Consider the following 6,019-nt stretch of genomic DNA (forward strand, 5'->3'; position numbering starts at 1 on the left):
GGCACATAAAACCAATCTTTCGTGAATCCCTCCGGCAATGAGCCGGAGGCCCGCCCGGAGGAGCAAGTCGGGCGCAACCAGGGAGAACCATGACATGACATTCGTATCGCGCAAGCTCAGCCGCCTCGGCTCGTTCACCGCCATCAGTGCGGCGATGGTGTTGTCGGCTGCTGCCCAGGACGTCCCGGCCGGCTACCCGGCGGACTATGCCAAGCTGATCGAAGCGGCAAAGGCGGAAGGGACGGTGTCGATCTATACCTCCACTGACGCCGCACAGTCGCAAAAGCTGCAGGACGCCTTCACGGCGAAGTACGGCATCAAGATCGCCTATAATGACCTCGGTACCAACGGGGCTTACAATCAGGTCATTTCGGAAGCGGCGGCAGGACAGACGACCGCCGACATCGTCTGGAGCTCGGCAATGGATCTCCAGATGACGCTGATCATGGATAGCTACGGTTCCGAATATGTGTCGCCGGAAGCCGCGAACCTGCCAGCCTGGGCGAACTACAAGAACGTCCTCTACGCAACAACGGTCGAACCGATCGGGGCGATATACAATACCAAGGCTTTGAATGCCGACAAACTGCCGAAGACCTATTCCGACATGATCGCCTTTTTGAAGGACAACAAGGCCGAATTGCAGGGCAAGGTCGCAACCTTCGATCCTGAAAAAAGTGGCTCAGGGTTCCTGCATGATTCCAATGATGCCCGCAAAAGAAAGGATTTTTGGGATCTGGCCAAGGCGATGGGAGAAGACGGTGCCAAGCTCTATTCGAGTTCAGGCGGCATGAAGGAAACCGTGGTGTCCGGCGAGAACGTGATCGCCATCAATATAATCGGCTCCTATGCGCTGAATTGGGTCAAAGAGAGTCCCAATCTCGGCGTGCACTTTGCAAGCGACTATACGCCGGCGTTCTCGAGATTGGCGTTGATCGTGAAAGACGCGCCTCATCCGAACGCAGCCAAGCTTTTCGTCGACTTCATGCTTTCCAAGGACGGCCAGACGGCGCTGGCTGAAGGGGGGCTTCCTTCGGTTCGCAAGGATGTGTCGGCCGGCCTCAACATCGATACGCTGAACGAACGTGTCGGAGGCGGGCTGAAGCCGATCGCCGTGGACGAGGGCCTGGTCGAATACATGGAGCCGGCCAAGCGCGTTCAGTTTCTGAATGACTGGAAGGCAGCGATTGGCCGCTGACCCATCCTGGGCTCCCCGCCGCGCATGGTCGGAGAGCCCTTTCAGGCCGTTGCAGGGACGAACCGCCATGTCCATTCAAGCTGAGAATGCGAGCATAAGTGTTGGGCCAGATCAGGCGGTAGCTCGACTGGTTCCGGCCAAGATGCCGCTCGTGGGCGATGCCTACTGGTATCGGACAATCGTAATTGGGTTGCTGGCGCTCGCCGTGCTGGCGCCTGTGGGGCTCATCGTCTATCAGAGCTTCCTAAGCGCCCCCTTCTTCAGCGCGCGCGCTCGCTTCGGTTTCGCCGCCTACGCCTACGTCTTCACGGACCGCAGTTTCTACAAGGCGCTAGGCACCACCGCGCTCTTCGCATTCGGCATGGTTGCGATCGCGGTGCCCCTGGGTGGCCTTCTTTCCTTCCTGATCACGCGAACCGACATCAAATTCAAGCGGCTGCTCGAGATACTCGTTCTCGTGCCGATGTTCATTTCGTCAATCGTGCTGGCCTTCGGCTACACGGTCTCGGTCGGACCGACGGGGTTCCTGTCCCTGGCGGTTCGCGACATCATCGGCTTTGTCCCCTGGAACATTCAGGGCCTGCCGGGGATGATCGTCATCGCCGGACTCAGCCATGTGCCGCACGTCTATCTTTACGTTTCGTCCGCCATGCGCAATTTGCCATCGGACCTCGAAGAAGCGGCCCGCAGTTGCGGGGCGTCGATTTGGCAGGTTTCACGCGACGTGACGCTGCCAATGGTGCTGCCGTCGCTGGTATTCGCGGCGTCGCTCAATGTGCTCCTCGGCTTCGAATTGTTCGGCATCCCGCTGGTCCTGGGGGACCCGAACGGGATCATGGTGCTGACCACCTACATCTATAAGCTGACGACGCTGTTCGGCACGCCGACCTACCAGTTGATGGCCGTGGTCGCCGTGGTGCTGCTGGTGTTTACGCTGCCGCTGGTGTGGACGCAGCGCAGGCTTCTGCGCAATGCCCGTCGCTACGCCGCGCTCGGCGGCAAAGGCTCGCGCGTGGCAACTCTCAAGCTTGGGCGCAACGGCCAGGCAGTGGCGCTCAGCATCATCGGAGTGTGGCTGTTCGTTTCCGTGCTTCTGCCTATCGGTGGCATTACCCTGCGCGCCCTGGTCAACGCCTGGGGCGAAGGCGTCAATCTGAATGAGCATCTGACGTTGGCGAACTTCAGTGGCCTGTTGGCGGTGCCAAGCCTGGTGCGAGGCATGATCAACACCGTCATCCTGGCGGTGGTGGGCGGCGGGCTGGCTGTCGGCATTTATCTGCTCATTGGTCTGGCAGGGCATCGAAACCGCGGCCTTTCCAACACGGTCCTCGACTATGTGATCCTGTTGCCGCGAGCGCTGCCGGGGCTGGTGGTTGGCCTGGCCTTCTTTTGGGTGTTCCTTTTCGTGCCGCTCCTGACGCCGCTGAGACCGACCCTGATCAGCCTCTTTGCCGCCTATGTGGTCGTCGGCCTTTCCTACGGATTGCGGCTGTTGCAGGGCACTCTCATCCAGGTCGCGCCGGAGCTCGAAGAATCGGCGCGCACCATCGGAGCCACGATCGGGCGCACTTGGCGCGATGTCGTGGTCCCGATTGTTCGTCCAGGACTGGCCGGCGCATGGGCGTTGATCATGATCATCTTCCTGCGCGAATACGCCACGGGCGTCTACCTGATGGGCGCCGGAACGGAAGTGATCGGCTCGTTGATGGTTTCGCTCCTGACGACGGGCGCCATGAACACGATCGCGGCATTGGCTTTGATCAGCATCATTTTGACCGGCGCAGGCCTTGCGCTCGCGCTTCGATTGGGAGCCCGCATTCATGATTGAACTCGTTGTCGACAACGTCCAGAAATGGCTGGGCGGACTGCAGATCCTGAAAGGTGCTTCGTTTACCGCCGAACGGGGATCAATCGTCGCCTTGCTCGGCGCCTCGGGAAGCGGAAAGACGACCTTGCTTCGCTGCATCGCCGGTCTTGAACAACCCGAAATCGGTCAGATCGTCATTGGCGGCAAGACGGTGCTCGACGGCGACAAAAAGATCGCCTGGCCGCCCGAGCAGCGCAACATCGGGCTGGTGTTCCAGTCTTATGCGCTGTGGCCGCATCGATCGGTTCGCGACAATGTCGGATACGGATTGAAGCTTCGCGGCATTCCCTCGGCTGAAATAGCAACGCGGGTCCAGGCCATCCTTGAAAGGCTCGGGCTTGGTCAGCTCGCCGACCGCTTTCCTTCACAGCTGTCTGGTGGACAGCAACAGCGCGTAGCCATCTGCCGGGCTCTCGTCTACGAGCCGCGCGTCCTGCTTCTCGATGAACCCTTGTCGAACCTTGACGCGAAGCTGCGCGAGGAGGCCCGTTACTGGATCCGCAAGCTCATCCTCGATCTGGGGATTTGCGCCATTCTCGTCACCCACGACCAGAACGAGGCGCTTGCGGCGGCCGACAACATCCTCCTGCTCCAGGATGGAAGGATCGTTCAGCAAGGCGGTCCGCAGGAGATCTATTCGAACCCCAACAGTTTCTACGCCGCCGACTTCCTGGGCGCCAACAACATACTGAGCGGGACAGTACGAGCGCTGGACGGCAACAAAGCTGTGCTTGCCGGAGACGGGTGGCAAATCCCGGGAACGGTTCGTGACGCAATGGTCAAGGGAAGCGAAAAAGCGCGCGCGGTCATCAGGGTCGAGCAGATCGCGGTTTCGGACGAAAAGAGTAACGAAAGCGTCGAGATGATGCTCGATGACAGCATCTATCTGGGCGACAAGTGGGAGTATCGCTTGCGCCGGGGCGACCTGGTGGCAAAGGCTCACGGCACACGCCGGCTCGCTCCGGGTAAGGTCTGGGCCACAATTCCAGCCGAAAGCGTTTGGGTCTTTGCGGCACAGTAGCCGGCGCTGCGCCCCTCCAATCGCCGCCGGTTTCTCTCACTTTGTGAGGATCACAGTGCCAGCACGTCCCCGCATAACGCTCATTCACGCCACGCCTATCGCAATGGAGCCGATCCGCGAGGCTTTCGAAGCCGGTTGGCCAGAGGCTGAAGCTGTCAACCTGCTCGAAGACAGTCTCAGTCCCGACCGCGCGAAATCGAAGGACATATCCGACGACCTGGTCGAACGGTTTGTCGCCTTGACCCGGTACGCGGAACTGATGGGCAGCGATGCCGTCCTGTTTACCTGCTCGGCCTTTTCCAGGGCGATCGAGATTGCAGCCGCCGAGGCGAGGTTCCCAGTGCTCAAGCCCAATGAAGCGATGTTTGAAAGCGCCATCCGGCGCGGCGGGAAGACAGCCATGATCTACACTTTTGCGCCGGCGCGCGAAGGCATGGAGCAGGAGTTTCGCGAGGAAGCCGACAAGATCAATCCGGGCGCTTCGCTCACCGGCTTCCTGGCGGAAGGCGCGATCGAGGCGATAAGGGCTGGAGACATCGAAAGGCACAATCGGCTCGTAACGGAAAAGGCTGCCTCGCTTTCCGGCTTCGATGCGATAACGCTTGCTCATTTTTCGACAGCTCGCGCCCGCAAATCTGTCGAAGCCGTAACGAGGATTCCGGTGCTGACCAGTCCGGACGCCGCGGTCGCAAAACTGAGAATGCTTCTCGCCTGACTGTCGACTGGTGGAAGGGCTGCCGAAAGAGAGGCTGGGAAAATCATGCTTGTCGGCGTCATTGCAGACGATTTCACTGGAGCGAGTGACATTGCAAATACACTCGCAAAGGGCCTGCCGGGGGAGGGCGGCTTCAGAACCGTTCAATATCTGGGCATCCCCGCTGAAAAGGCGGCTGTGGAGGTCGAAGCAGGCGTCATCGCCCTGAAGAGTCGGTCGATCGAAGCCGGCGAGGCCATCCGACAGTCGCTTGCAGCCCTGCGCTGGCTCCTCGACCAAGGCTGCCGGCAGATCGTCTTCAAATACTGCTCCACCTTTGATTCCACGCCAGCCGGAAATATCGGCCCTGTCGCCGAGTCACTTGCCGCGGCGCTGGGAGCCAAGGGCGTGGTTGCCTGCCCGGCATTTCCTGGGGCCGGCCGGACGGTTTATCAGGGCCATCTCTTCGTGAAGGATCGGCTTCTCAACGAATCCGGCCTGCAGAACCATCCGCTCAATCCGATGACGGATGCCGACATACGCCGCTGGCTCCGGCTTCAAACGACGACCGATGTCGGCCACGTCGATCTCGAGACCGTTCGGCAAGGCCCATCCGCCATCGATGCAGTCCTTAAGGAACATGGGGCGCAGAACCGCACGCTCATTATCGTCGATGCAATCGCCGATGACGATCTTGTCGCCATCGCTCGAGCGGCGGCATCGCATCGCCTTGTCACCGGTGGTTCGGGCATCGCGCTCGGCCTTGCCGCGAACTTCATCGAGCAGGGTCTGATTGCCGGTGCGCGCCCGGGCGTGACCGTCGTCGACGGACCGGATGCAATCCTGGCAGGAAGCTGCTCCGGAGCAACCCGCGAGCAGGTCCAGATTCATCGCACAAACCATCCGGCGCTTGCCATCGACGTCGCCGCTGTGATGGACGGTTCGATTACGGTCGAAGACCTGACGTCATTCCTGCTTGCTAACCAGGGCAGGAAACCATTGGTCTATTCTTCCGGCACCCCAGATGAGGTGAAGGCGATCCAGGCGCGTTTCGGGCGCGAGAAGGTGGCCGAAACGCTCGATCATCTTTTCGCAAGCACGGCCAGCCAGCTGGTTAAGTCGGGCATCAATCGACTTGTTGTCGCCGGCGGTGAGACATCAGGCGCTGTCGTTTCGGCGCTTGACCTCGGTCCGCTTGCCATCGGCGCCGAAATCGATCCCGGCGTGCCGGTTTTGCTG

Annotated in this window: 5 protein-coding genes; all 5 read left to right on the forward strand. The window is 60.5% G+C overall.

Annotated features, from left to right (window positions below):
- The first annotated feature begins 94 nt into the window (after positions 1-94).
- Positions 95-1,198 (forward strand): ABC transporter substrate-binding protein, encoded by a 1,104-nt coding sequence (locus EOA60_RS15015; protein WP_127335918.1) that lies wholly within the window; start codon positions 95-97, stop codon positions 1,196-1,198.
- A gap of 142 nt (positions 1,199-1,340) precedes the next feature.
- Positions 1,341-3,026, forward strand: coding sequence for an iron ABC transporter permease (locus tag EOA60_RS15020; RefSeq protein WP_127335954.1), 1,686 nt, complete (start codon positions 1,341-1,343; stop codon positions 3,024-3,026).
- Positions 3,019-4,086 (forward strand): ABC transporter ATP-binding protein, encoded by a 1,068-nt coding sequence (locus EOA60_RS15025; RefSeq protein ID WP_127335953.1) that lies wholly within the window; start codon positions 3,019-3,021, stop codon positions 4,084-4,086. Before EOA60_RS15020 ends, EOA60_RS15025 begins: the two co-directional genes overlap by 8 nt.
- A 55-nt stretch (positions 4,087-4,141) precedes the next feature.
- A complete protein-coding gene (locus tag EOA60_RS15030) occupies positions 4,142-4,801 on the forward strand; it encodes an aspartate/glutamate racemase family protein (protein ID WP_127335952.1) in 660 nt (219 codons plus the stop codon).
- Positions 4,802-4,846: 45 nt separating this feature from the next.
- Positions 4,847-6,019 (forward strand): 3-oxo-tetronate kinase (gene otnK, locus EOA60_RS15035; protein WP_164899320.1); only part of this gene is annotated, 1,173 nt, incomplete at its 3' end.

It is taken from the genome of Mesorhizobium sp. M1A.F.Ca.IN.020.06.1.1 (genome assembly GCF_004023265.1).
GTDB lineage: Bacteria > Pseudomonadota > Alphaproteobacteria > Rhizobiales > Rhizobiaceae > Mesorhizobium.

Excerpts from the sequence above, each read along its gene's own strand:
- EOA60_RS15015 (WP_127335918.1), top strand. The coding sequence starts at position 95 with ATGACATTCGTATCGCGCAAGCTCAGCCGCCTCGGCTCGTTCACCGCC.
- EOA60_RS15025 (WP_127335953.1), top strand. The coding sequence starts at position 3,019 with ATGATTGAACTCGTTGTCGACAACGTCCAGAAATGGCTGGGCGGACTG.
- EOA60_RS15020 (WP_127335954.1), top strand. The coding sequence starts at position 1,341 with ATGCCGCTCGTGGGCGATGCCTACTGGTATCGGACAATCGTAATTGGG.